Source organism: Halomonas litopenaei (genome assembly GCF_003045775.1).
GTDB lineage: Bacteria > Pseudomonadota > Gammaproteobacteria > Pseudomonadales > Halomonadaceae > Halomonas > Halomonas litopenaei.
Genome location: NZ_PXNS01000016.1, coordinates 25,876 through 46,439 on the forward strand (window position 1 = coordinate 25,876; position 20,564 = coordinate 46,439).

A 20,564-nucleotide genomic window follows, 5' to 3' on the forward strand; every position below is an offset into this window, starting at 1 on the left:
ATGGAATTTGTCGAAATCGAGCTAACCCAAGGCAATATCAACAACAATCACCTTTACCTCTCGTCGGTGGTCGAGTTTTTCCCGCCAGATTCGATTGGAGGCAGCAACGACAGCAGCCTCGCACCGAGGATTCTCGAAGTTCACAGCGGCATCACGTCTCCAGTTCGCACAGACATCGTAGGCGATAAGAAAATATTTCGCCGTCGGGCTTGGGTAGGTGAGTTTTTCGAGGTTCATAATTTGGCGGCAGGGGGTCGGGTTGTAATCGAGAAAACGGGTACTGATCGCTATCACGTGTACCCAAAGCGGACCTAACCTTTTAATAAGTCGCTATAGTACGCGGCCGATAGCCGTCGTTTGGCCGTCATGTAGCCCGCTAACGACCCTAGGCAGCCGTGCTTCCACTGACTCCCACCTCGCCGGGTCCGCGTGCGCACATCGGCTGGCTCTCCAGCGCCCTCCCTTCCTTGTACGTTTTTGCTTCAAGCACGACGACCAGGACTGGGCGCGCCGCACCGAAGAAGAAACCGTACGTGAAATCTTTGTATCGCGTATCCAGCGCAGCGCCGCGGAACGGATGACGCTCTAAGCCGGCCTCAAGTGCTACCTCGCCGATGTTACCCCTACCAAGAAGTGGCTCTTCGTAGTTGGATGTGAAATTCGCCCCCTGAGCTGGGGCAGGATAAGGCCTCCACGACAAGGGGAGGCATTGCATGGACGGTACGCAGATTCTGCCCCTTGGCCTGGGGCTTGAAGGACCACGAGAGCTCAAGAATCAGCAACTCGATATGAAGGTGTCGCCCCACCGCCCAGGTGACCGTGGATTGGTTCCATATCGTACGGACGTTTACCAAAGCTCTGGATGAGGTTCGCAAGAAGGAACGCCAAGACAAGGGGCATCCCAAATCACTGCGCTGGGCATTGCTGAAGAACCTGGAAAACGAGAACGTGACGCCTAAGCAGCTGGCAGCGTTCCAGGGACTGGTGGCCAACCCGGGGGCCACTGCCGACGCCAATGTGATAAAGGAGAAGCTTCGCTGGATTCAGAAGGCGTCGACGCCGCGCGGAGCCCGTTGGCGCATTACGAACTATCTCAAGATCATTAAGGCGGCCGGCAGTGATCAGCCGCTGCTCAAACCGATGGCGAAAGCGTTGTCGACACTCAAGCGACATGCTGAACAACTGATGAGGCGTTGGACGCGAGGCTGAGCAACGCCCGGCTGGAAGGTATGAACGGACTGTTTCGGACTGCCAGGTCAGGTGCACGTGGATACCGGAACGGGGCTAATTTCATCGCCATGATCTACCTGATCGGCAGCCCTGTGTGGCGCATGCTGGATCAGGTCAAATCCACACGAAGTGACGAAGAATCTTTTTATCCCAGTGAAGGCGGCCACTGGCGAGCTGTGTGCACTACACCCAGTATCCGCACCTGCATCCCCACAACGTCATAGAGCAACATATAGCTGGGGTGAACAACCAGCTCGCGGAGCACCGCCAGGCAGTCCGCTGCCAGGGGGCCTGCCAGCTGTGCCGCCTTCTCTGAAAACAGTTCATACAACTTAAGGCTGCCAGCGGATTCTCTGGCGCTATGTAATCGTAAATGTCGTCACGATCCTGCATCGCCTCTGGCGTCCAGACCAGCTCCATCAATTCGGCTTCGCCAGACGAGCACGGGTAGACGCACGACGGGCAGCAAACCTGGCTTCCACATCGGCGGCAGGTATTAGATTGCCAGCTTCTGCCGAGGCTCGTGATTGCTCCGCCTTGGACATCAGCCAGGCATCATAGTCCTGCGCTTCCTGCTGCTGGGCTACATAGTTGCGCATAAAGTCGCGTAGGAGCTGTGCCCCGGTCCGATCGTGGGCCTTGGCTGCACTGGCAAATTCTGCTTTCAGGCCCTCATCGACCCGAAAGGTGAAGGTAGCATCGCTCATGACACACATCCTCATGTGTTACACGGTGACCACGGGATAGCACGGGAAGTATGCCATGCATCCACTCGCATCTTCCCTGAACAGGTACACCACCGGTACTGAATCGCACCGACTATTCGAGACACACGTCAGGCTCTGGATATCACGCTGTTTTTGCTCAATGGTAGATAGACCATCGTTTGTGCGGTGAGGGCGCATCCCCAACGGCGCCTGGTGTCTGGTCCGCGCCAATCCTGGTGACACACGGCAAGGCAAGATCGTTGTGGTGCAGCATCGCGCCATTGAGGGCCCGGACCACGGCGGCAGCTTCACGATCAAGCTGTATCAGAGCGAGAAGGTCGGGGACCTGACTGGCATCGGAAAATTCCTCTTCGTGCTGTGAGCTAGTCGCCAGCCGGATGGTCGCCTTTGTTGGTGCTGGCTGGATAGCGAGCGGCAGAGCAGGCATGCTCAGCGCTATCCGATACCGCAGAACCAGGTGGCCCCCAGATGTCAGACCCGTTCAAGCAGCTTCGTGACGCTATGGACCAGTTCGCCACCGAGCGCGACTGGGATCAGTTCCACTCGCCCAAGAACCTGGCCATGGCGCTGACGGTGGAGGCCGCTGAACTGCAGGAGTGCTTTCAATGGCTGACCGAGGCGCAGTCCAGGGAGCTGGATGAGCAGCAACTGGCCGCCGTGCGCGATGAAATCGCCGATGTTCAGCTCTATCTGCTCCGGCTGGCAGGCAAGCTGGACGTGGATATCGAAGCGGCGTGCCGGGCAAAGATGGAGAAGAATGCTGAGAAATATCCCGCAGATAAGGTAAAGGGGAGTGCGAAAAAGTACACGCACTATCAGGATTGACATGCTGTGTGGCCGTTTCGTTCTCTGCAGCGGACTTCTCAGCCTGGCCTCGTCTCTCAAGCTTCCTCCGACTGATTTTGGCCTCAAGCAGTGCCAGAGACTCGGCTTAGGTTTAAATTATCTGCTAAAAGCGGTCTTTTATTCCGATTTCAGAGTGATAAATAAACCAGCTGCCGCACAAGATCCCGTGTGACACCGTTGTGACGCCGGCCGGATGGCCGGCGTTTGCTGGGCGAAGCGTGGCACTCGGATCAGTGACCGCGAGTCAGGCGTGTGGCCAGCCACCAGCCCAGTAGCATCGTCAGCAGAAAACCCGCCAATGGCAGACTCATGGCGCTGCTGGAGACGATGGCAGGCCCGGGGCAGTAACCACTCAGGCCCCAGCCAACACCGAACAGGGCCGCGCCGAGCAGCAGGCGGCCATCGATATCGCGACGCCTGGGCAGTTGGAAGCGCTCGCCCAGCAGGGGAGTGCCACGCCGCCAGACGAGGCGATAACCGATGAAGGTGGTGATGACGGCACCGCCAAGTACAAAGATCAGTGTGGGGTCCCAGTCACCGGCCACGTCGAGAAAGCCGACGACACGCGCGGGATCGGTCATGCCGCTGAGTGTCAGCCCGAGGCTGAAGACCAGGCCGGTGATGAAGCCGATGATCGCTTTCATGGTGACGCTCCCAGCAGGTGTTGGCTCACGAAGACCGTCAGCATGGCGACGGCCACGAACACCACAGTGGCCACCAGCGAGCGGGGTGAAAGACGAGCGATACCGCAGACGCCGTGGCCACTGGTACAGCCGCCCCCGATACCGGTTCCCACGCCTACCAGCAGGCCTGCGAACATCATGCTCAGACCCCCGCTGGTGGGTTTGCCGATCAGCGCATCTGAGCGCTCGGCCACATTGCCCCAGTCAAGATTGAACAGCACAAGGAGCAGCGGGCCGCTGATCAACCCGAGCACGAAGGCAATACGCCAGCGGTGGTCCGGGCCTGATTCCAGAAGCGCTCCCCGCGTGATGCCACTGATACCCGCGATACGTCCCAGAAAGGCCATCAGCATCACTGCCGAGAGGCCGATCAGGACGCCGCCGGCGAGTCCTTTCATGCTGCTCATGATGTCCATGTCATTCGTCCTCCCTTTCGGCCATCCAGCGTTGCGACGATGATATGCTCGTGCCCGACCATCGCCAACCGTCATCGCCAGGCAACTTCGCCCATCGACTGCCGAGTCTACTGGTCAGGTGATTGGCCGGCCGGCTGACCTGTGGGGCACGCGACAGGGGCGCCGAGGATTCGCAGGAGCACCATGAACGAACTGACTCAACGCCTGCGCACCTTTCTCAAGGTGGCGGAGCACCAGAGCTTCAATGTGGCGGCGCGGGAGCTGGATATCGCCAGTTCCACGGCGACGCGTCATGTCAATCATCTGGAGCGCCAGCTGGGCGAGCCGCTGTTGGTGCGCACCACTCGCCATGTGCGGCTGTCGCCCGCTGGAGAGCGAGCGCTGATCCGCTTTCGCGCCATTCTGGCCGAGGTGGAACAACTGGAGGATGAGCTCGAGACGCTGAGTGAGCGCGTCGCGGGGCCGCTGCGTATCTCGGTGCCGTGGCGCTATTCACGCCTCTATCTGGCGCCGCTGGTGAGCGAGTTCATGCAGCGCTATCCCGAGGTGGCGCTGGATATCGTCAGCAGCGACCAGCGTGTGGATCTGATCGAGGACCACTTCGACGTGGCCCTGCGCATCGGTCACCTGGAAGATTCGAGCCTGATCGCGCGGCACATCAGTGATCAGCGCTTCGTGCTGGCCGCCGCGCCGTCTTACCTCGCGGCCCAGCCCCCCATTCATCGGCCGGAAGACCTGGAGCAGCACCGTCTGCTGACCTTCAGCTATACCACCGCCAATCATCACTGGCGGCTGGTGCAAGGGGATCGGGAGCATCGTATCTCGGTGCGGGCCCGCGCGTTGCGCACCAACAATGCCGACATTCTCACCCAGGCGGCGCTGGGCGCCGCCGGCGTCGTGGTACAACCGCTCTGGGCCATACGGGAAGAGCTGGCAAGCGGCCGCTTGATGCCGGTGCTGGAGGACTATCAGGTCACCTCATCGGATTTCGATACCGGTATCCATGTCGTCTACGCGCGCGAGAATCAGCATAACCCGCGCGTGCGCGCCTGGATCGACTTCTTGCTGGCCCGCCGCGAGCGGCTGTCCTGTCACTAGCCAGGCGTGAGCGCTGTTCGCCGTCCACATACACGAAGGGACCGATCTAAAGGGAGATCGAGCCCTGTGCGCACGTCGCGACTGCTTGGACGATACTCATCAGGCGGTGTTTATCAGATGGTGCTCATCTGAGAGTCCTCAGTAGAGGATATCGCTGCGGATGATGTACTTGGCTCCGTCGCGGATCGGCTCGCTGGCGTGCACGCAGTGCTGCGGGTGCGAGCCGTGCGGGAAGCACAGTACGCCACCCTTGGGCGTGGAGACCGAGACCGTCTGGATATCGTCCCGCGACTGAGCCGGCTTGTCGGGATCACGGCGGCTGACCAGAAACTCGGTGCGTCCGCCAGTGTAGCCATCGCTTAAGAAGATAAGAAAGGTGTACTGGCTCATCAGGCCCGGATAGGCGTCCTGGACGACCTCGCCATTGATGACGCGACTGCCCGGCCAGGCGCCATCGGTGTGCGGTTTGAAGAAGTCGCCGGCCTCGTAGCGATAGACACGAAAGCGCGCATTGATGCCTTTGGCTCCCTCGCCCTGGATCTGCTCGGTGACCCGCGGCGCCGAGCGCTGCCAGATGACCTGATCGACCGCTTCACTGACGATCCAGTTGACGTTGTGATTGTGGCGTACCGAGCGCGGCAGGGAGACGGGCGCATCTTCCTCGAAGCCCATGTCCTCCAGAACGGCAACGAAGTTGTCGGCCTCGGCAGGTGTCAGCACATTGAGCAGCTGGAAGGCGCCGGGGACACCCTCGACCTCCTGACGGACAACCTCAGGCGTCGCGTCGGTTTCGAAGAGGTCAGACACGTCGCCGTTGTCCGTCCAGATGGGCAGGGGCGTGGGGGAGAAGCCGCGTTCGTGGCTGACGACATGGAATGACAAGCTCATGGCAAAGCTCCTGAATGACAAAGAATGTGAGACGAAAACGTGGGGACAGCGATGCCTGCCGGGAGGAAGGCCTGGATGACCGTCAACTGGCGGTGAGTGCCGGTACCGAGGAGAAATAGTCAGCTACCTGGATGGGCCCGGTATCCGCCATGTTGCCCTTGGCGCTCAGCCGCTACCAACGGCCGCTGCACCTCAGTCGGGATAGCGGACCAATACCCGCGTCTCCAGGCTGGTGCGTGTGGGCGCATCTTCGGGCGTGTCGAGCAGCTCGGCCGCGGTATGCGCGACCGGTGGCTTGCCGGCGCTGTCGAAGGCATTGAAGACGATGGCTTCGTCGGGGCGCATATGTGAGACGAAGTACCAGCGGTGATCCGGATTATGGACGAGGCCCTGGATCTGGCCGCAGCGATCTGGATAGAGGATGTCGATGTTGACCCAGTCCTCGTGGTGCACGCTTTGGGTATCGGCGAATGCCAGCGGGTCACGCGCGACGGCCTGCTCGACGGGCTGCCAGACATTGACGATGCCGTAGTGGCCGCTCAGCCAATGCTCCGCCTGCTCGGGCGGCAGCAGATCGCGCACGCGCTGCGGGCCAGAGCGTGGCGAGTAGTCGACATGCACATGCTGCGCCGGCACGCGTTCACCTTCGAAGCCGCGCAGGGTGTGGTCGAACACATGCACTTCACTGACACCGAGCTGCTGCTTGAGCAACACCTCGATGGCTGGCGTGTGCAGGCGGTCGCGCGCCTTGGCGTCGCGTACATCCACGGCAAGCTCGGGCGTATCGAGAAACAGCAGGCCCTGGGACGCGAAGCTTGGCTGAGTAGCGCGCAGATCCTGCAAGCTGACGCTTTGGCGATCATGCTTCGGCTCAATGCGCCGACCGGTCTCGCCGTCCGGGTCCACCTTGATCTGCAGACCTTCCGGGCGATCGAGCTGATAATTGACGAACGCCAAGCGGGTAAGGATGGGCGCTGACATGATCGAGACCTCCTTCACGATGAGTCGTCAGAGGATGAGCACTGACATGCACTTGGGCCGGCCGCCTGTGCTGTGGCGAGTCCAACAGGCTGGTTCGCGAGCTTAGTGCATTGGTGCAGACACAAAAAAGGCGCCTGTCTGCAATTTGTTATTGCACGAATGGCAATAATCAACGGCTGACAACTGTCCGTGGCTTCCGCATGTTGTCTCCGTCTCCGTCCTCATCCCGATGCCCAGAAGCCGCTAAGTAACTGATAAACAACGGCTGGGAGAGCCGCCAAGAGCAAGGCTGACGTCATATACAGTTGGCATTCGGCGTGTTGATGTAGATAAGGGCCGGCTTGTATAGTCGTGATGCTATTGCAAAGACGTCATCCAGTCGCATCTGTCAGATAATGCGATGGGTGAGCGTGATATTCATCGTGCCAAGGGAATGGTCATGAAAGATAAGCGTGTGCCTGTAACTCCAGTGTTTTATCGCGGTGCGTCAGCGGCTCTGTGTGTCGTCGTTCTAAACGGCTGTACCGGTATGGCCGAGACGGGCCCTGCAGCCGACGTGCCCGGACAGCCAGAAAGCACCAAGACCAATGTGCTGGAGGCAGGAGCCAGTGCATTGCAGACCGATGCACCGACGGATCAGCTCAATATATATCTTGTTGGCTTCCATCCCATGAAAGATGAGCCAAGCCATCAATTCGAAGCGCATCATTTCTGCCAGCAGGTCAATGAAGACTTCATGCAGTGTGCGCTTTACGATGGAAATACCGCGGATGCCCACCTCACCGGGGTGGAATACATCATATCCGAAAGCGTTTTTGAGAGCCTGCCTGAAGAAGAGAAGCAATATTGGCATCCCCATAACGGCGAGATTCTGTCTGGCCAATTGGTCGCTCCCAACCTGCCTGAAGCCGCTGATCATGAGCTGATGCAATCCAAGATGAACAGCTATGGCAAGACGTGGCATACATGGAGCAGTTCACACAGCGATGAAGAAGACCAGGCGTTGCCACTGGGTAAGCCCGAGCTGGCTTGGTCCTTTAATCGTACCGGAGAGCCGCAGCCAGGCCTGGTCGAAGATCGAGACCAACGTATGGGGATCGACACAGAGGAGCGGCGTCAGGCCCGGCAAGATCTGGTGCCGCTGGCCAATCCCCAGTCGGGTGTTGATGTGTTGAAAGGACAGTTTCCCAGGTCAACCCAGCCCATTCCCGGTGTGGAAGCCAAGTCCAGCGAGTGATGTTCACCGCCTTATCGGTCGGCTGCGCTGATGTTTCGCGCGGCGCTGACCATCCTCTTGGTCTCGGTTTAACTACCGGGTTGACGCATGCCGCGCTACAAACGCGACAGATGGCCCACAGTTGGTTGTCGCGTCGTGTTGTTGCCTTGGCGGGGCTCGGAGGAGGGGGCGTCGCGTGGCAGAGGTTTAGTGCTGGCTCAGTTCAAGACGATAACCTTGTTGATAGACGCTCTTGAGTCGGTGGTTCTGTTGCCCATCCAGCTTCAGCTTGCGCCGAAGGCCGCTGATGTGGGTGTCGACGGTACGGGTATTGAGGTCACCACTGACGCTCCAGATTCGCTCAAGCAGATAGGCGCGCGTGAAGAGCTGACCGGGATTCTGGAGAAACAGGGCAGCCAGCCGATATTCCCGATCGGTGAGCTCGACGATATCGCCATGCAGGCGGATGATCCCTGCCGTCAGGTCGAGCTGGAGGGGGCCGCATTCGAACAGCGTCGTTCCAACGCTGTCTACGTGACCTAGCCGGCGACCCAGGGCTTCGATCCGAGCCCTGAGCTCGGGGACCCGCAGCGGCTTGTGCAGAAAGTCATCGGCCCCTGCCCCGAGGGCTCGGACGACGTTGTCTTCGGCGTCGTCGGCAGTAATGAACAGCACCGCGCCTGGCCACTGATACGCATTGCGCAAGGTCTCAAGCACTTCGAACCCATCGACCTCCGGTAAACGCCAGTCGAGCACCAGTAGCTCGAAACTTGTGTTCTGCATTGCCCGAAACAGGTCGTGGGCCGTGGTGAAGGGGGTCAGCGTGGCTGTGCCGTCGCCTAGCGCCGCGGCGATCAAAGCCTGCTGGTCGGGGTCGTCTTCGAGGATAGCGATGCGCATACCGAAGTTTCCTGTCTTGGTGCCTCGCAGGAGCAGGTTTGACAAAGTTTCACAAACCTACATCCAAAATTAGCATATACCGAATAGGTAAGTGCTCAAACGTTTGGAGATGCGTCGATGAAGACCTTGTGGTGCAAGACTCCTGTCCTGCTGGTCCTGGCGGTTGGGCTTGTTGCGAATCAGGCAATGGCGCTGGAGTCGCCTGCCGGCAAGACGGTACTGGTGGTGAGCGGTGACATCACCCAGACCAATGTCGGTGACGAGGCACATTTCGACATGGCCATGTTGGCGAGCCTCGAGCAGGGCGAGATCGTGACACAGACTCCCTGGCATGAGGGGAAGGTGTCCTTCAGTGGACCGCTGGGCGTCGCCTTGCTGGCGGAGGTGGGAGCACAAGGGAGTGATCTGCGCGTCACCGCGCTGAACGATTACGCCGCCGATGTGCCGGCCTCTGACTTTGCTGAACATGGGGTCGTGCTGGCGACCCACAAGGATGGTGAGCCGATGAGCATTCGCGAACAAGGGCCTCTCTTTATCGTCTACCCGTTCGATGACAATCCCGATCTACTGACCGAGACCTATCTCACCCGCTCCGTCTGGCAGGTAGCCGCCATTGATGTATACGACAACTAGTCGATGAAGGAGGCGCGCGGTCTCAAGTTATCCGCGGCAGCGGCACTTTTGCTGTTCGCGGCCTGTCTTGTCATTGGTGTGACCGCTTTCCAGCGTCACGATCGACTGCGACATGAAGGGCTGGAGAACGTCACCTGGGCGATCTATCAACTGGATCGTCAATCACGTGAAGTCGAAGTGGCGCTGGAGCAGGTGGACAGCCAGCTGACGCACGGCGTATCAGGTACTCGTGGCGAGCTTTCTTCCTGGACCCGGCTGATGGAGCGTTTCGACATTCTCTACGGCCGGATAAAGCTGCTGCAGCAAGGACAATATCGAGAATATCTGGCTTCACAACCTGAGCTCCTCGAAGCATTGTGGCACCTCGATGCCCGCCTTGAAGATATTGATGTACTGCTGCAGCCACTCTATCAGGAAGCGCTGGCACCGCTGCCTGCTCAGCGCCGGCAATTGTCACAGCTGATCAGCGCCATGCGTGACGATGCGGAACGGTTGCTGCTCGACCATAACAAGGCGCTCGCGAGCGTTCGTGAACAGACCCGGCAGGGCATGCTGCGGGTGTACGTCCTGCTGTTCGTGCTGATGATATTGATCATGCTGGCAGGAACTTATCTTGTCATGGCGCTGTGGCGCGAGGCGCGCTCTCGTGCTCGCCACGGTGAGCGTCTGCAGCAGCAGTCTCAGGAACTTCAGCGTGCTGTGCAGCAGGCAGAAGCGGCGAGTCAGGCCAAGTCGGAATTCATGGCGATCATGAGTCACGAGGTCCGCACCCCGCTCAATGGTGTGGTGGGCATGCTCGATGTGCTCGAGGATGAGCGCTGCCAGGAAAAGCGTGAGCAGCACTTTGCGACCCTGAGGGAAAGCACCGCCTCGCTGCGCGCGGTCATCAATGACGTACTGGACTACTCGAAGATCGAGGCCGGACGTCTTGATCTTGACCATTCTCCATTTCCCTTGACGCGGATGGTCGCGAGGCTTGCCGAAGGATATCGATCACGTCAGACCAGAGACGTGTCGTTTATCGTGCAGTTAGGTGATGACTTGCCTGCGGTGGTGATCGGTGATGCGACCCGCCTACGACAAGTGCTGATGAACCTGATGGACAACGCCTTCAAGTTCACCCAGGCGGGCAGCATTACGCTCGCTGTCCAATCGCGAAAGCCTGCGTCGATCATCTTCGAGGTGCGTGATACTGGAGTCGGAATCGACAAACAGGCCCAGGCCGCGCTTTTCGAGCCATTCACGCAAGTGGATACATCTCTGTCGCGCCGTCACGAGGGGACCGGTCTTGGCCTGGCGATTTGCTACCGGCTGATAGAAGCCATGGGGGGAAACCTTGAATTGAACAGCATGCCGGGCCTGGGCAGCGTCTTTCGCTTTTGTCTTCCACTGAGCGCCGCCGAGGGTGTCAGCGAGCGTCTGCTCGACGATCCGTCTGAAGCACTGGCCTCACGACATCTGCTGGTGGTGGAAGACAACCCTGTCAACCGGGATCTGGTGGCCGCTTTGCTCAAGCGCCTCGGTCAGACCTTCGACCTTGTCGAAGACGGAGAGCAGGGGCTGGCTGCGATGAAGTGCAAGGACTATGACCTGGTGCTGATGGATATGCAGATGCCCTGCATGGATGGCGTGGAGACGACTCGGCGCTTTCGTGCCGAAGAGGGCGAGGGCCACCTGCCTATTGTGGCCATGACGGCCAATGTCATGCCGGAGCATCGGCAGGCATGTCGTGATGCGGGAATGGACGACATTCTGAGCAAGCCTTTCACGCGGCTGGAGCTGGCCGATGTCCTTCGCGCTTACCCACCCAGGCGCCGTCAGGCTGCTTTGCATGTCGTGCCTTTTGACTACGCGCCCGAGCAGGTTGCCGATGTTGACGCCGCCAGGCCCGTGCAGGATCACAGCTGCGTCGGGAGGGGCGGCCTGGATGCTGACACCGTGATCGAACTCAAGCAGAGCCTGGAGCATGAGACGTTGAAGTCGCTGCTCGCAGCGTTTTTCTCTCGACTCGATGGTCGGGTCGAAGCGTTGCGCGAGGCTGTCGATGGCAGTGACCGTGAGCGGATCAAACGCGAGGCGCACTCGCTCAAGGGCGCGGCGGCCTCGTTGGGGTGTCGGCAGCTTGCCGCGGAAGCGGCGCGCCTGGAGCAGTTGGCGCCGAAGGCAAAAATGTCGCACTGTCGCGAGCAAATTGCCCGTATCGAGCGCGGGGGTAGTGACGCGGTTTGCCAATGGCGTGGCAGGGGTGTCGATCTGTCCTGAGCGGCCTAGCAGCACCGATGCATAAGGTCTTGTCGCAGTGTCATCGGCGATGGACCTTGGCGTTCGAGTGTCCCATGTCAGGTACCGAGGAGGCGGGGACCGGCGTCCGCCCCAGGTTTGTCTGAGGACAGTGTGTGAGTTTGCTGGTGTCCGGGCCGCTGGTCTCGACATGCCTCAGGCGGCCTGGCGCCTGCGCCGTCGGTGCAAGGTGGACGCCGCCACTCCGAGTTGCCGGGCGGCGCGTTCTATACAGCCGTCGCAGGCTTCCAGAGTCGCTTCGATGGCCGCGTCTTCTATCTGGCGCAAGGTCATGCGACCTGGGCTGAAGTGTATACCGACGCCAGACGGCGCTTGCGAGGGCGGGAGTGCGGACGGAAGGCGCTCGTCATCGTTCAGCATCAGGTTGTTGACCGTTATCGCTTTTCCGTCGCATAGCAGCAAGGCGCGCCTCAGACGATTTTCCAGTTCTCGGACATTGCCGGGCCAGTCGTGCTGCTGGATCCAGTTTCTGGCCTCCTCATCCAGGGGGCAGACTGCGATACGTTCTTCTCTGGCCAGCGACTCCAGCAGGTGATCTGCCAGCATCAAGGCGTCCCCTTGTCGCTCGCGCAGGGGTGGCAAGGCAAGACTCAGAACGTTGAGACGGTAATAGAGATCCTCCCGAAACGCCCCCTCTCGCACGGACTGCGCCAAGTCTCGGTGGCAGGCGGTGATCACCCGGCAATCGACACGAACGTCTCGCGTGCTTCCCACGGGAGTGATGGTGCCGGTCTGAAGTGCGCGCAACAGCTTGGCCTGGAAGGGCAGTGGCATATCGCCGACTTCGTCGAGAAACAGGGTGCCCTGGTCGGCCGCTTCGAAGAAACCCTTGTGATCCCGCGTGGCACCACTGAAGGCTCCTTTGACGTGACCAAAGAGCATGGATTCGATCAGTGCCTCGGGAAATGCTGCGCAGTTAACGGCCACAAACGGACCGGAGGATCTTGGGCTGCAGTAGTGCACACTGCGCGCTGCGAGTTCCTTTCCGGTCCCGCTTTCTCCGTGTAGCCACAAGGGAGAACGCGACTGCGCCAAGCGTGGGATGAGCGTGCGGAGGTGTTGCATGGCGGCGCTCTGACCGATCAGCAGATTTTCGGGGGCATGGTCGCCGGGGCCTTCGCCGTGAACTGCAGTCTGTACCTTGTGCACGAGCTTTGCGGTCCACTGCAGCAGCGTCTGACAGCCGAGCGGCTTGGTCAGACGTATCGCCTCGCCGCATCCGGCCTCCTGGTCGTTCAGGCGGTCGGCGGACACCATCATGCAGTCGACTGGGTGTTCAAGGTCACGACAGGTGGCCATGACTTCGATACCGGTCATGTCGGGAAGGTGGTAGTCCAGTACCACTACGGCAGGGCCTTGGTGGCTGACCAGCCTGGCGACGGCTTCACTACCGCTGTGGCAGACGGCCACGTGGTGGTAACGCGTGGCCAGGATGGTCTGATAGAGGTGAGCGGTATCGGTGTCATCCTCGACTACGATGATCAGCACTCCAGGCTTGGGGAGACATGTGGTTGAAGTAAGGTGATGCTCCTGCGCATTGTAAGACGTCATGGCAATACCCTTGGCTGGCTCTAAGCCGGTTTCAGAGCTTGTACGAGTTGTCACTCGAGGTGCTCTTTGGATGCGTGCGTCGCCATCTTTCAGTGCGCCGTCCGATCAGCGCTTGGCGATCGGGTTTGATGACACCGATGGCTTCGGTATGAACGGGTGTACCGGTTGCCGCAGCCTTTCTGATTCGTACAAGAGTCAATTGCCACCCTAGCCAGACTCGAAGCAGCTTTCCTTGTTTTAAAGGTTGCTTTAACAGTGTTTGACATTGTCTGGGATTTGGCTGGTACTCCATTCGTAGTTATTCCACTTTGAGTACTGAATTTCTCATTATTGCTAGGGCAAGTTATTGCTACTTCGCTGTTTGTTCGTTGGAAAGCACGTCCTCTGAGCTCTCGGCATCCAGGTTCAGCGTGGTATTGATCTTTGACAGGGCGTTGGCCTCGGCTTCATTAGTCTGATGGTTTTCGGTCATGATCAGACCCTCTGCCCCATCGCCCAGAGTCATTTCGATCTGTTGCCAGTTGCCCACGGCGATCGACGTGGAATTGTTGTTGACGATGGCACCGGCATTAATGCTGCCGCTGCCGCCAGATCCTGAACCTCCACTACCGTTATTGCGACGCCGTGCCTCCTGCAGGATGAGGGAACCCTGGATGCTGGCTCGCGCGGGGAAGTCGTAGGGGTAGGGGCCGACGAGCGGATCTCGATCTCTCGCCTCAGCGGGGCCACCGGCAGATAGAAGCGCTGCGCCAAGGGCTGCGGCCATCCAGCTGGCCCATCGCCGAGAGGGAAGGGCACCAGAGTCGAGGGGGAGGCAGTCAATGTCGGAAACATGTCGGTTAACTGTGCGTGTCATGAGAGAACTCCCAGGGCATCCGTGGAGGCCACGGATGCCCGAGCCAGGGTTGAGATGAGGAATCAGAAGTTGCCATCCACCTTGACCGACAGGTTGTTGCCCACGGCGGTGGCGGTGGAGGATACGGCGGCGGTATCGCCTCCTCCCATACCGTTGATGCCGTTGAACAGCACACCGTCGGCAGTGGCAGTGCTGGTGACCAGTGCCACAGAGAGCTGTTCGTTGTTGGTGATGGCGAAGGCGTCGTTGTCAGACAGGGTGGTCAGGTCGACGGTCATGTTGTTGCCTACGGCCGTTGCGTCAACGTCTACTGTGGCGTTGAGGATGGCGAGTGCCGAGGCGGTCGCGGTGACGGCACCAGGCAGCGTGGCATCCACCAGTTCACCGGTCAGCGGCGTGCCGACTGAGGCGTCGAGCCCCGCGTACACCTGAGAGTTGTCGGTTTGGGTCGACACATCGGACTCGATCGCGGCGTTGTTACCCACTGCGGTCGCGATGCTTTCTACCGCCGCCAGGTCTTCAAAGGCGTTTCCATCGAGCAGCGGTATGATGGTGTTGTCGACGGCGGTGACCAGGCTAGTGGCGCTGATGGTGCCCAGGGCGGTCTGGTCATTTTCGGTCATGTTCAGGCCTTCGGGGGCGACATTGACTTCAGACAGCGCCGAAGTGTCGACCGTGCTGTTGACCGTGGCATCCCACACCCAGGTCACCGAGTCGAAGGCCAAGGCCGAGGAGGCTGACATCAGACCAGTGAGGGCGATAGCAGCGGACAGTGCGGTTTTTTGCTGAGTTTTCATGACGGCGTTCCTTGTTTTTTCGGATGTTTTCAAGCCGCAGGGTAATGCCCGTCTGCCACCTGACACGCTTGGGTGTCGTTGATCGGCAGGCCGAGCCCTTCCGTCAGGATCTGGTATGCAGCCATTTCCACGACGGATCGAACACCGAGCTGGAGAGGTTCGTTCCTCACCGTCCCGGCATCGAATTCCACGAGCTGATTGTCGAAGAAGCGATAGACGCCCGCTTCCACCTGGTTGCCGACAATCTGCTTTTGCAAACTGGTGACGTAGACGGTCTGAAAGGTAGTGGCGTCCACCACTCGGAGATCCAGGCCTACGTTGATGACCGCTTCTCGGTTGCTTGCGCCTATCAGTCCTACATAAAGGCGTGCCCCCTGGGTCAGGATGTTGTAGTTGAGCTCGGTGAGTGCGCCGAGAATGACGTAGTTGACGGGCTGCACGTTGAGCGCTGCGGGCGCGCGTTGCATGGCTCCGGCATCCTTGAGCTGGCGCTCGGCTAGCGGAATGCGAATGTCGAGGCGCTCGGCCAGGCGTACCTTGCGCGTCTTGTAGAGCGCGCTGATCAGCATTTCAGACACGCCCTGGGTCAAGGTGCGGCTCTCGGTGATGGTCGAGTAGCTGACTTGACCGGTCCGGTCGAGGATCTGTCCTACGCTGACCACTGGCAGGTTTTCACCGGGTTGTTGGCTGAGTGCGCTCAGGCAGCGGGTGTAGGGCGTGTGGTTGGTCATCACTCGCGAGCCTTCACGGGGTGCCACGGGATCGGTACCGATGGAGGCGCAGCCACCCAGGGTTGCAGTGAGTGCTAAGGCGGTGGTGAGTTTGTGGGGCAGCGAGACCTTCATCCTGGCGTCCTCCTGTGATTGACATGGCTATTGCTCAAGTCGTGCCAGAAAGACCAATTGGTCTTTTTATTCAATAGGTTGGGGTAGTGAATAGCAGCGAGGAGATGACTTGAGGTAGCCGTGTTCGGCCAACCGAAGCGTTTTGCTAGAGGGAAAGCGTGGCGAATCGCCAGACTCTGGCGTTTTGCACGACTGAATTAGGAGAAACCGTCGTACACATGCGGCGCGCGATTGACAGGAGTGCTGGGCCGAGAGCAGGACGAAAGCGTGGGTGATTGCCGCCATCGCCTGGCCGTACCGGACGATGCCAATGTCGATCACGCAGGCTGATTTCGTGTAAGTGATTAATAATTCAGTTTTTTATCGGATCTTGATGATGTTTTTTCGATCGTCCCGAGGACCAGCAGCGCAACGTGCGAAAGTTCTGTTGCCATGCTTTAAAAAGGTTTGACAAGGCGCGGCGAGCCGTGAGACGATGCTTCTCGTTGGTTAGCAAGTCGTATATTTCAGTAGTGATCGAATCATTCGGTAGCCTGGCAATATCCCCCTTGTTATATCCATATTTCTGGGATGACACCCGGCAAACTGTAATGACAACGCTCTGCGTTAAGGAAATCGATCATGGCAACTGGCACAGTTAAGTGGTTCAACGACGCTAAAGGTTTCGGCTTCATTTCTCCGGCCGACGGTGGTGACGACCTGTTCGCCCACTTCTCCGAAATCAAGGCTGAAGGTTTCAAGTCCCTGCAGGACGGTCAAGAGGTTTCTTTTGACGTGACCCAGGGCAAGAAAGGCCTTCAGGCTTCTAACATCAAAGTTATCTAACTTCTAGTTAGCTAGCTTAGATGAATGACAAGACCCGCTTCGGCGGGTCTTGTCGTTTTTGTGTGTGAAAAGTTTAGGCCTGGCCGTGTGTGGCCGGCCTTGATCTTCTTTTCGGGCTCCGCATGCTCGGGTTGTCTTGCGTAGATCAATCTCTGGCGATGATCTGTCTTTGTAGATCGTCTGCTTCTAGCGGCCCGGGTACTGGGTGGGCAAGGCTGCCATCCCTGTAAGAGTGTTTCTGGATACGGCTTAGGGCTTGTCTGAAAAGTGTCTGCGCTCGGTAATACGGCGTTAGAAATCGGCTGGTTCGCCATCCCGGTCAAAATGCTCATTTACACCCCGTTAACTGCGCTTTCTCACCGATTTTTGCCTTGTCTAACCTTCGCTCCTCGACTTTCCGGACTGAGCCTAGGAGGCCTTCGTGCTGGACCAGCGGGATTGGCAGGCCGGTATCTCAACCTGCCCAAGAGGCGATAGTGGTGGATAGCAAACTTTGCTGACGGCTTTAACGCGTCAAAGGGGCTTCGCTGGGCCTGCCTCATCAGCATAGAGCAGCCAGTCTCCCATTCCGCTGTCCTCAAGGGCGTAAACTCCCCGACCAGAGCGCCATACCAGGCCCTTATCGCGAAGCGAGTCGAGTGCACGTTGAACGGTGGATGCCGAAGGCTGGGTCTTGCGCTTGGCAAGAGCCTGGATCTCCTTGAGCGTATCCTTGGTGAAGGGTGTAAAAGGGCGCTGTTGCGCCGACGTTCGGGCCAGGACGAGCAGGATGGCGCGCTGTGGCTCGGGCAGTTGATCGAAGTCGGACTGGAAGAGGGCCTGGTAGTCTGCCTGGATCGATTGTGCACCTTGCTCCAGCAGCTTTCCGAGGTCGTCGGCCCGCCCGTGCTCCAAGGCAACGCGCTTGATGACGTCCCACAGCAGTTCAGGACGGCGACCCACACGTTCGAAGGTCTTGGCGACATCTGCGACCTGGAAGGTGTTGCCAGGAGCCAGCCTTGCATTGACGTGGTGGGTAAATGCCTCCACGAAATCATCCCCCAGCAGCGGGAAGGGTGTGACGGTATTGCCGAAGAAGGGCTGGTCGCGGCTCAACACCAGTTGGGCCAGCTTGTCACGACTGCTCCCAGTGAACACCAGACGCAGGCCTGGTTTTGCCCTGCCCAGGGTCAGCGCATCGCGAGCGGCCTTGAGTGCGAACATGGTGTTCATCCCCTGCTCGCTACTCAGTGCATGCTGTGCCTCGTCGATGAAGAGTACGACCAGACGTTCCGATGCTTCGTGCAGTGCCTGCAGGGCTTCCGTCAGGGTGGCTTCATCCGGCAGAGCGGAACCTGTCAGGTCCCACGTCAGCGTCTTGTGTAGCGTGACGGAATCGACGCCGGCAGCACTCAAGAGCTTCTTGATGCGCGGCGAGTAGGTCTGCAATCTGGCCATGATGGCGTGTTCGATCAGCAGGCCTGGATCCATCTGGCGGTCTGCCCAGAGGTCGACGTAAACCACTTCCCAGCCGTGCTGTTCGCAGGCAGGCATCAGGTCCTGCCGCAGGAAGGTGCTCTTGCCGGTGCGCCGTGGTGCGGCGAGGAATAGCCCGCCGCTGTAGTCGATCAGGCCATCGCCAGCCAGGCCTGTCACGATCGACTGTGCGAGGGCTGGTCGGTGAAAGACATAAGTTGCGGAAACCATGGAATACGCCTCTTTACGCAGCTATGCGTAAAATTATACATCATAGCGGTAAAGGGCGATAATGCGGGCCTGCATCGTCAGCACGATAGGCGAGTTCAGCAGGATGGCGCTGGCAAACCGTTTCTGGTGGGTGAACGGTTCGTCCGGCGCACTGCTGTGCATTCCGGCTAGTGCACCGACTCACCGATAAAACAAAGCCCCTCGATCGAGGGGCTTTGGTCTCTCTGTGCCTGGTCCTTAGTGGGCCAGCATTTCATCGACGATACCCTGGCCATCCAGTTCTGAGGGGTAGTAGGTCGGCCAGTTGGTGACCTCTTCAAGCAGGGCCGCACGGTCGTCACCCCAGTACAGGTGGTAATGGTCGGCCTCGGTCGGGTAGATGGCATGGTCGCTGAACTGGATGTAGTTCGGCAGGCTGTCGTCTTCACCCTGGTACTCGAAGATGTAGCGAACGCCGCGGTTGCCGGCCTTGTAGGTCAGCACCTCGTAGCCGTCGGAGGCGTATTCGCCGGAGAGCACCTGACCATCTTCGTGGAAGGAGACGGTAGAGCCATCGATGACGATACGGTCGACGTCGGTCTTGTAGCCGATCTCGTAGTACGCCTTGTATTCCTCGGCGGTTTTGTCATCGCTCTGTTCGGCCTTGTGGGCGAACACTTCGTCGAGGGTGCCGTCCAGCAGGTAGGGGTAGACGGACTGCCAGTCGCCTTCCCAGTCGGACAGCGGTCGGTCCTTGATCTGGTCGTCGTCGAAATAGCCGGCGTAGATGTCCTTGGCGTGATCATGCTCATGATCATGGTGATCGTGATCGTGATCGTGATCGTGATCGTGCGCATCACTGGCCGCGGAATCGCTTTGTGCGAGGGCCAGGGGGGCGGTCGCCAGTGTCAGGGCGCTGATTGCGGCGACGGCCATGCGGCGGGTCAGAATCGGGTCCATCGTCTTGCTCCTTGGGATGGTCGGTGGGGCGTTGTGGCCTCCCCGGGGAGGCCTTGGAGAGAACAGGGCTTTCATCACTCGGCCTCGGCGGCGCAGCGGGCGACGCCGTCGGCCAGTTGGCGCAGCAATGCGGGATAGAGCTCGGTACCGAGCGGCAGGTCGACGCCCAGGGGATCGATGACCAGCGACGTCTCGACCCCGGTGCCTTGGAACACGCTATCCACCAGCGCCGGGTTGAACTGGGGCTCTCGGAAGACGCACTGCACGCCGAGTTCGGCGACACGCTGCTGGATCTCTCGGATACGCGCAGGGCTCGGGTCAGATGCATCCCCCAAGGATATCGCTCCGGCCGCCGGCACATCGAAGCGGCGCTCGAAGTACTGGTAGGCATCGTGGAAGACGATGAAGCGCGTACCCTGGGCCTGCTGGAGGCGGGTCTCCAGTTCATCGATCAGGTCGTCGAGCTCGCCGCGGGCTTCCTCTGCGTTGTGTCGATAGATGGCGGCGTTGTCGGGATCGAGTTCGGCCAGTGAGGTTGCTATGGCATCGAGCCAGGCCTGGGCGTTGACCGGGTCCAGCCAGCCGTGGGGGTCCCAGCCTGAATGGTCGTGATGGTCGTGGCCGGCATGCTGCTCGTGCTCGTGGCCGTCATGCGCGTCGTGCTCGTGGCCCTCATGCTCCTCGAGCTCATGGTGCTCATCATGATCGTGGGCCTCGAAGGTCGCGCCCTGTCGATAGGTCAGGCGCTGTGTGCCGGCGCTTTCCATCAGCTCGACTTGTTGTGCATCCGGCGCCAGTGACTGGCGTGCCTTGGCAAGCCAGGGCGTCAATCCATCGCTGACCCAGAACACCACGTCGGCCTGTGCCAGTGCTTCCGCCTCGGAAGGACGCATGGCGTAGCCGTGGGGAGAGGCCCCAGGCTGGATCACCAGTTGCGGCGTCCCCAGGTCTCCCATCACGCGCTCCACTAGGCTGTGGACCGGCGGAATATCCACGGCCACCGAGGGGACCTCTGCGGCAGCCATCGCAGGAAGCAGCAGGCAAGGGAGGAGAAGGGGGCGTAGCGAGGTGTGCATCGTCATCGATCTCTTGGAGCGTTCTCGGGGCGGGTGATTGTGGCATGTTTTGTTATGATATAACATTGT

General features: G+C 59.6%; 20 protein-coding genes and 1 pseudogene. 8 read left to right on the plus strand and 13 right to left on the minus strand.

What is annotated here, in order from left to right; genetic code table 11:
- Both C6W88_RS19345 and C6W88_RS22140 read left to right on the plus strand, forming a co-directional pair.
- Entirely contained in the window at positions 1 to 315 is a 315-nt protein-coding gene (locus C6W88_RS19345) for a hypothetical protein (RefSeq protein ID WP_108133659.1), read from the plus strand.
- 504 nt (positions 316 to 819) lie between these two features.
- Positions 820 to 1,454: pseudogene (locus C6W88_RS22140) on the plus strand (ISL3 family transposase).
- Between the two features lie 195 nt (positions 1,455 to 1,649).
- Here C6W88_RS22140 and C6W88_RS19370 read toward each other — a convergent pair.
- The gene (locus tag C6W88_RS19370; protein ID WP_108133662.1) at positions 1,650 to 1,937 is read right to left on the minus strand and encodes a CopG family ribbon-helix-helix protein; all 288 of its coding nucleotides are present in this window, start codon (positions 1,935 to 1,937) and stop codon (positions 1,650 to 1,652) included.
- 489 nt (positions 1,938 to 2,426) lie between these two features.
- Here C6W88_RS19370 and C6W88_RS19375 point away from each other — a divergent pair, with 489 nt between their 5' ends.
- Positions 2,427 to 2,783, plus strand: coding sequence for a nucleotide pyrophosphohydrolase (locus tag C6W88_RS19375; RefSeq protein ID WP_108133663.1), 357 nt, complete (start codon positions 2,427 to 2,429; stop codon positions 2,781 to 2,783).
- 251 nt (positions 2,784 to 3,034) lie between these two features.
- Here C6W88_RS19375 and C6W88_RS19380 read toward each other — a convergent pair whose 3' ends face one another.
- Positions 3,035 to 3,448, minus strand: coding sequence for a DUF6691 family protein (locus C6W88_RS19380; protein ID WP_108133664.1), 414 nt, complete (start codon positions 3,446 to 3,448; stop codon positions 3,035 to 3,037).
- A complete protein-coding gene (locus tag C6W88_RS19385) occupies positions 3,445 to 3,903 on the minus strand; it encodes a YeeE/YedE family protein (protein ID WP_108133665.1) in 459 nt (152 codons plus the stop codon). Before C6W88_RS19385 ends, C6W88_RS19380 begins: the two co-directional genes overlap by 4 nt.
- Before the next feature lie 183 nt (positions 3,904 to 4,086).
- Between C6W88_RS19385 and C6W88_RS19390 the strand changes: the two genes are divergently transcribed.
- The gene (locus tag C6W88_RS19390) at positions 4,087 to 5,001 is read left to right on the plus strand and encodes a LysR family transcriptional regulator (protein WP_108133666.1); all 915 of its coding nucleotides are present in this window, start codon (positions 4,087 to 4,089) and stop codon (positions 4,999 to 5,001) included.
- A gap of 138 nt (positions 5,002 to 5,139) precedes the next feature.
- Here C6W88_RS19390 and C6W88_RS19395 read toward each other — a convergent pair whose 3' ends face one another.
- The gene (locus C6W88_RS19395; RefSeq protein WP_108133667.1) at positions 5,140 to 5,889 is read right to left on the minus strand and encodes a 2OG-Fe(II) oxygenase family protein; all 750 of its coding nucleotides are present in this window, start codon (positions 5,887 to 5,889) and stop codon (positions 5,140 to 5,142) included.
- Between the two features lie 192 nt (positions 5,890 to 6,081).
- On the minus strand, positions 6,082 to 6,870 hold the full coding sequence (locus C6W88_RS19400; RefSeq protein WP_108133668.1) for a CmcJ/NvfI family oxidoreductase: 789 nt from the start codon (positions 6,868 to 6,870) through the stop codon (positions 6,082 to 6,084).
- 439 nt (positions 6,871 to 7,309) lie between these two features.
- On the opposite strand from C6W88_RS19400, the gene C6W88_RS19405 reads away from it, so the two are divergent.
- Positions 7,310 to 8,107 (plus strand): OBAP family protein, encoded by a 798-nt coding sequence (locus C6W88_RS19405; RefSeq protein ID WP_231498712.1) that lies wholly within the window; start codon positions 7,310 to 7,312, stop codon positions 8,105 to 8,107.
- Positions 8,108 to 8,293: 186 nt separating this feature from the next.
- On the opposite strand, the gene C6W88_RS19410 is transcribed toward C6W88_RS19405, so the two are convergent.
- Positions 8,294 to 8,986, minus strand: a complete 693-nt coding sequence (locus C6W88_RS19410) for a response regulator transcription factor (protein WP_108133670.1) — start codon at positions 8,984 to 8,986, stop codon at positions 8,294 to 8,296.
- A 117-nt stretch (positions 8,987 to 9,103) separates the two neighbouring features.
- Between C6W88_RS19410 and C6W88_RS19415 the strand changes: the two genes are divergently transcribed.
- Positions 9,104 to 9,619 carry a putative pterin-binding protein gene (locus tag C6W88_RS19415; protein WP_045993821.1) on the plus strand — a complete coding sequence of 172 codons (516 nt, stop codon included), beginning with the start codon at positions 9,104 to 9,106 and terminating at the stop codon, positions 9,617 to 9,619.
- Between the two features lie 3 nt (positions 9,620 to 9,622).
- Complete coding sequence (locus C6W88_RS19420) at positions 9,623 to 11,881, plus strand: ATP-binding protein (RefSeq protein WP_108133671.1); 2,259 nt, start codon at positions 9,623 to 9,625, stop codon at positions 11,879 to 11,881.
- Positions 11,882 to 12,055: 174 nt separating this feature from the next.
- Here the strand turns inward: C6W88_RS19420 and C6W88_RS19425 are convergent, their stop codons facing one another.
- The 4 genes from C6W88_RS19425 to C6W88_RS19440 form a co-directional block, all read right to left on the minus strand.
- Positions 12,056 to 13,471 carry a sigma-54-dependent transcriptional regulator gene (locus C6W88_RS19425; protein WP_108133672.1) on the minus strand — a complete coding sequence of 472 codons (1,416 nt, stop codon included), beginning with the start codon at positions 13,469 to 13,471 and terminating at the stop codon, positions 12,056 to 12,058.
- 349 nt (positions 13,472 to 13,820) lie between these two features.
- A complete protein-coding gene (locus C6W88_RS19430; RefSeq protein WP_045993823.1) occupies positions 13,821 to 14,237 on the minus strand; it encodes a hypothetical protein in 417 nt (138 codons plus the stop codon).
- 152 nt (positions 14,238 to 14,389) lie between these two features.
- On the minus strand, positions 14,390 to 15,124 hold the full coding sequence (locus tag C6W88_RS19435; RefSeq protein WP_045993824.1) for a hypothetical protein: 735 nt from the start codon (positions 15,122 to 15,124) through the stop codon (positions 14,390 to 14,392).
- A 29-nt stretch (positions 15,125 to 15,153) separates the two neighbouring features.
- Positions 15,154 to 15,969 (minus strand): CsgG/HfaB family protein, encoded by an 816-nt coding sequence (locus tag C6W88_RS19440; RefSeq protein ID WP_045993825.1) that lies wholly within the window; start codon positions 15,967 to 15,969, stop codon positions 15,154 to 15,156.
- Between the two features lie 621 nt (positions 15,970 to 16,590).
- Here C6W88_RS19440 and C6W88_RS19445 point away from each other — a divergent pair.
- Complete coding sequence (locus tag C6W88_RS19445; RefSeq protein ID WP_045993826.1) at positions 16,591 to 16,794, plus strand: cold-shock protein; 204 nt, start codon at positions 16,591 to 16,593, stop codon at positions 16,792 to 16,794.
- 513 nt (positions 16,795 to 17,307) lie between these two features.
- Here C6W88_RS19445 and C6W88_RS19450 read toward each other — a convergent pair.
- The 3 genes from C6W88_RS19450 to C6W88_RS19460 form a co-directional block, all read right to left on the minus strand.
- Positions 17,308 to 18,480 carry an ATP-binding protein gene (locus C6W88_RS19450; protein WP_108133673.1) on the minus strand — a complete coding sequence of 391 codons (1,173 nt, stop codon included), beginning with the start codon at positions 18,478 to 18,480 and terminating at the stop codon, positions 17,308 to 17,310.
- 237 nt (positions 18,481 to 18,717) lie between these two features.
- Entirely contained in the window at positions 18,718 to 19,419 is a 702-nt protein-coding gene (locus C6W88_RS19455; RefSeq protein WP_108133674.1) for a ZinT family metal-binding protein, read from the minus strand.
- Between the two features lie 74 nt (positions 19,420 to 19,493).
- A complete protein-coding gene (locus C6W88_RS19460) occupies positions 19,494 to 20,375 on the minus strand; it encodes a zinc ABC transporter substrate-binding protein (RefSeq protein ID WP_231498713.1) in 882 nt (293 codons plus the stop codon).
- Between the last annotated feature and the right edge of the window lie 189 nt (positions 20,376 to 20,564).

Bases quoted from the DNA above. Each gene is read 5' to 3' on its own strand.
- C6W88_RS19345 (WP_108133659.1), top strand. From the start codon at position 1: ATGGAATTTGTCGAAATCGAGCTAACCCAAGGCAATATCAACAACAAT.
- C6W88_RS19370 (WP_108133662.1), bottom strand. From the start codon at position 1,937: ATGAGCGATGCTACCTTCACCTTTCGGGTCGATGAGGGCCTGAAAGCA.
- C6W88_RS19375 (WP_108133663.1), top strand. From the start codon at position 2,427: ATGTCAGACCCGTTCAAGCAGCTTCGTGACGCTATGGACCAGTTCGCC.
- C6W88_RS19380 (WP_108133664.1), bottom strand. From the start codon at position 3,448: ATGAAAGCGATCATCGGCTTCATCACCGGCCTGGTCTTCAGCCTCGGG.
- C6W88_RS19385 (WP_108133665.1), bottom strand. From the start codon at position 3,903: ATGGACATCATGAGCAGCATGAAAGGACTCGCCGGCGGCGTCCTGATC.
- C6W88_RS19390 (WP_108133666.1), top strand. From the start codon at position 4,087: ATGAACGAACTGACTCAACGCCTGCGCACCTTTCTCAAGGTGGCGGAG.
- C6W88_RS19395 (WP_108133667.1), bottom strand. From the start codon at position 5,889: ATGAGCTTGTCATTCCATGTCGTCAGCCACGAACGCGGCTTCTCCCCC.
- C6W88_RS19400 (WP_108133668.1), bottom strand. From the start codon at position 6,870: ATGTCAGCGCCCATCCTTACCCGCTTGGCGTTCGTCAATTATCAGCTC.
- C6W88_RS19405 (WP_231498712.1), top strand. From the start codon at position 7,310: ATGAAAGATAAGCGTGTGCCTGTAACTCCAGTGTTTTATCGCGGTGCG.
- C6W88_RS19410 (WP_108133670.1), bottom strand. From the start codon at position 8,986: ATGCGCATCGCTATCCTCGAAGACGACCCCGACCAGCAGGCTTTGATC.
- C6W88_RS19415 (WP_045993821.1), top strand. From the start codon at position 9,104: ATGAAGACCTTGTGGTGCAAGACTCCTGTCCTGCTGGTCCTGGCGGTT.
- C6W88_RS19420 (WP_108133671.1), top strand. From the start codon at position 9,623: ATGAAGGAGGCGCGCGGTCTCAAGTTATCCGCGGCAGCGGCACTTTTG.
- C6W88_RS19425 (WP_108133672.1), bottom strand. From the start codon at position 13,471: ATGACGTCTTACAATGCGCAGGAGCATCACCTTACTTCAACCACATGT.
- C6W88_RS19430 (WP_045993823.1), bottom strand. From the start codon at position 14,237: ATGGCCGCAGCCCTTGGCGCAGCGCTTCTATCTGCCGGTGGCCCCGCT.
- C6W88_RS19435 (WP_045993824.1), bottom strand. From the start codon at position 15,124: ATGAAAACTCAGCAAAAAACCGCACTGTCCGCTGCTATCGCCCTCACT.
- C6W88_RS19440 (WP_045993825.1), bottom strand. From the start codon at position 15,969: ATGAAGGTCTCGCTGCCCCACAAACTCACCACCGCCTTAGCACTCACT.
- C6W88_RS19445 (WP_045993826.1), top strand. From the start codon at position 16,591: ATGGCAACTGGCACAGTTAAGTGGTTCAACGACGCTAAAGGTTTCGGC.
- C6W88_RS19450 (WP_108133673.1), bottom strand. From the start codon at position 18,480: ATGGTTTCCGCAACTTATGTCTTTCACCGACCAGCCCTCGCACAGTCG.
- C6W88_RS19455 (WP_108133674.1), bottom strand. From the start codon at position 19,419: ATGGACCCGATTCTGACCCGCCGCATGGCCGTCGCCGCAATCAGCGCC.
- C6W88_RS19460 (WP_231498713.1), bottom strand. From the start codon at position 20,375: ATGGGAGACCTGGGGACGCCGCAACTGGTGATCCAGCCTGGGGCCTCT.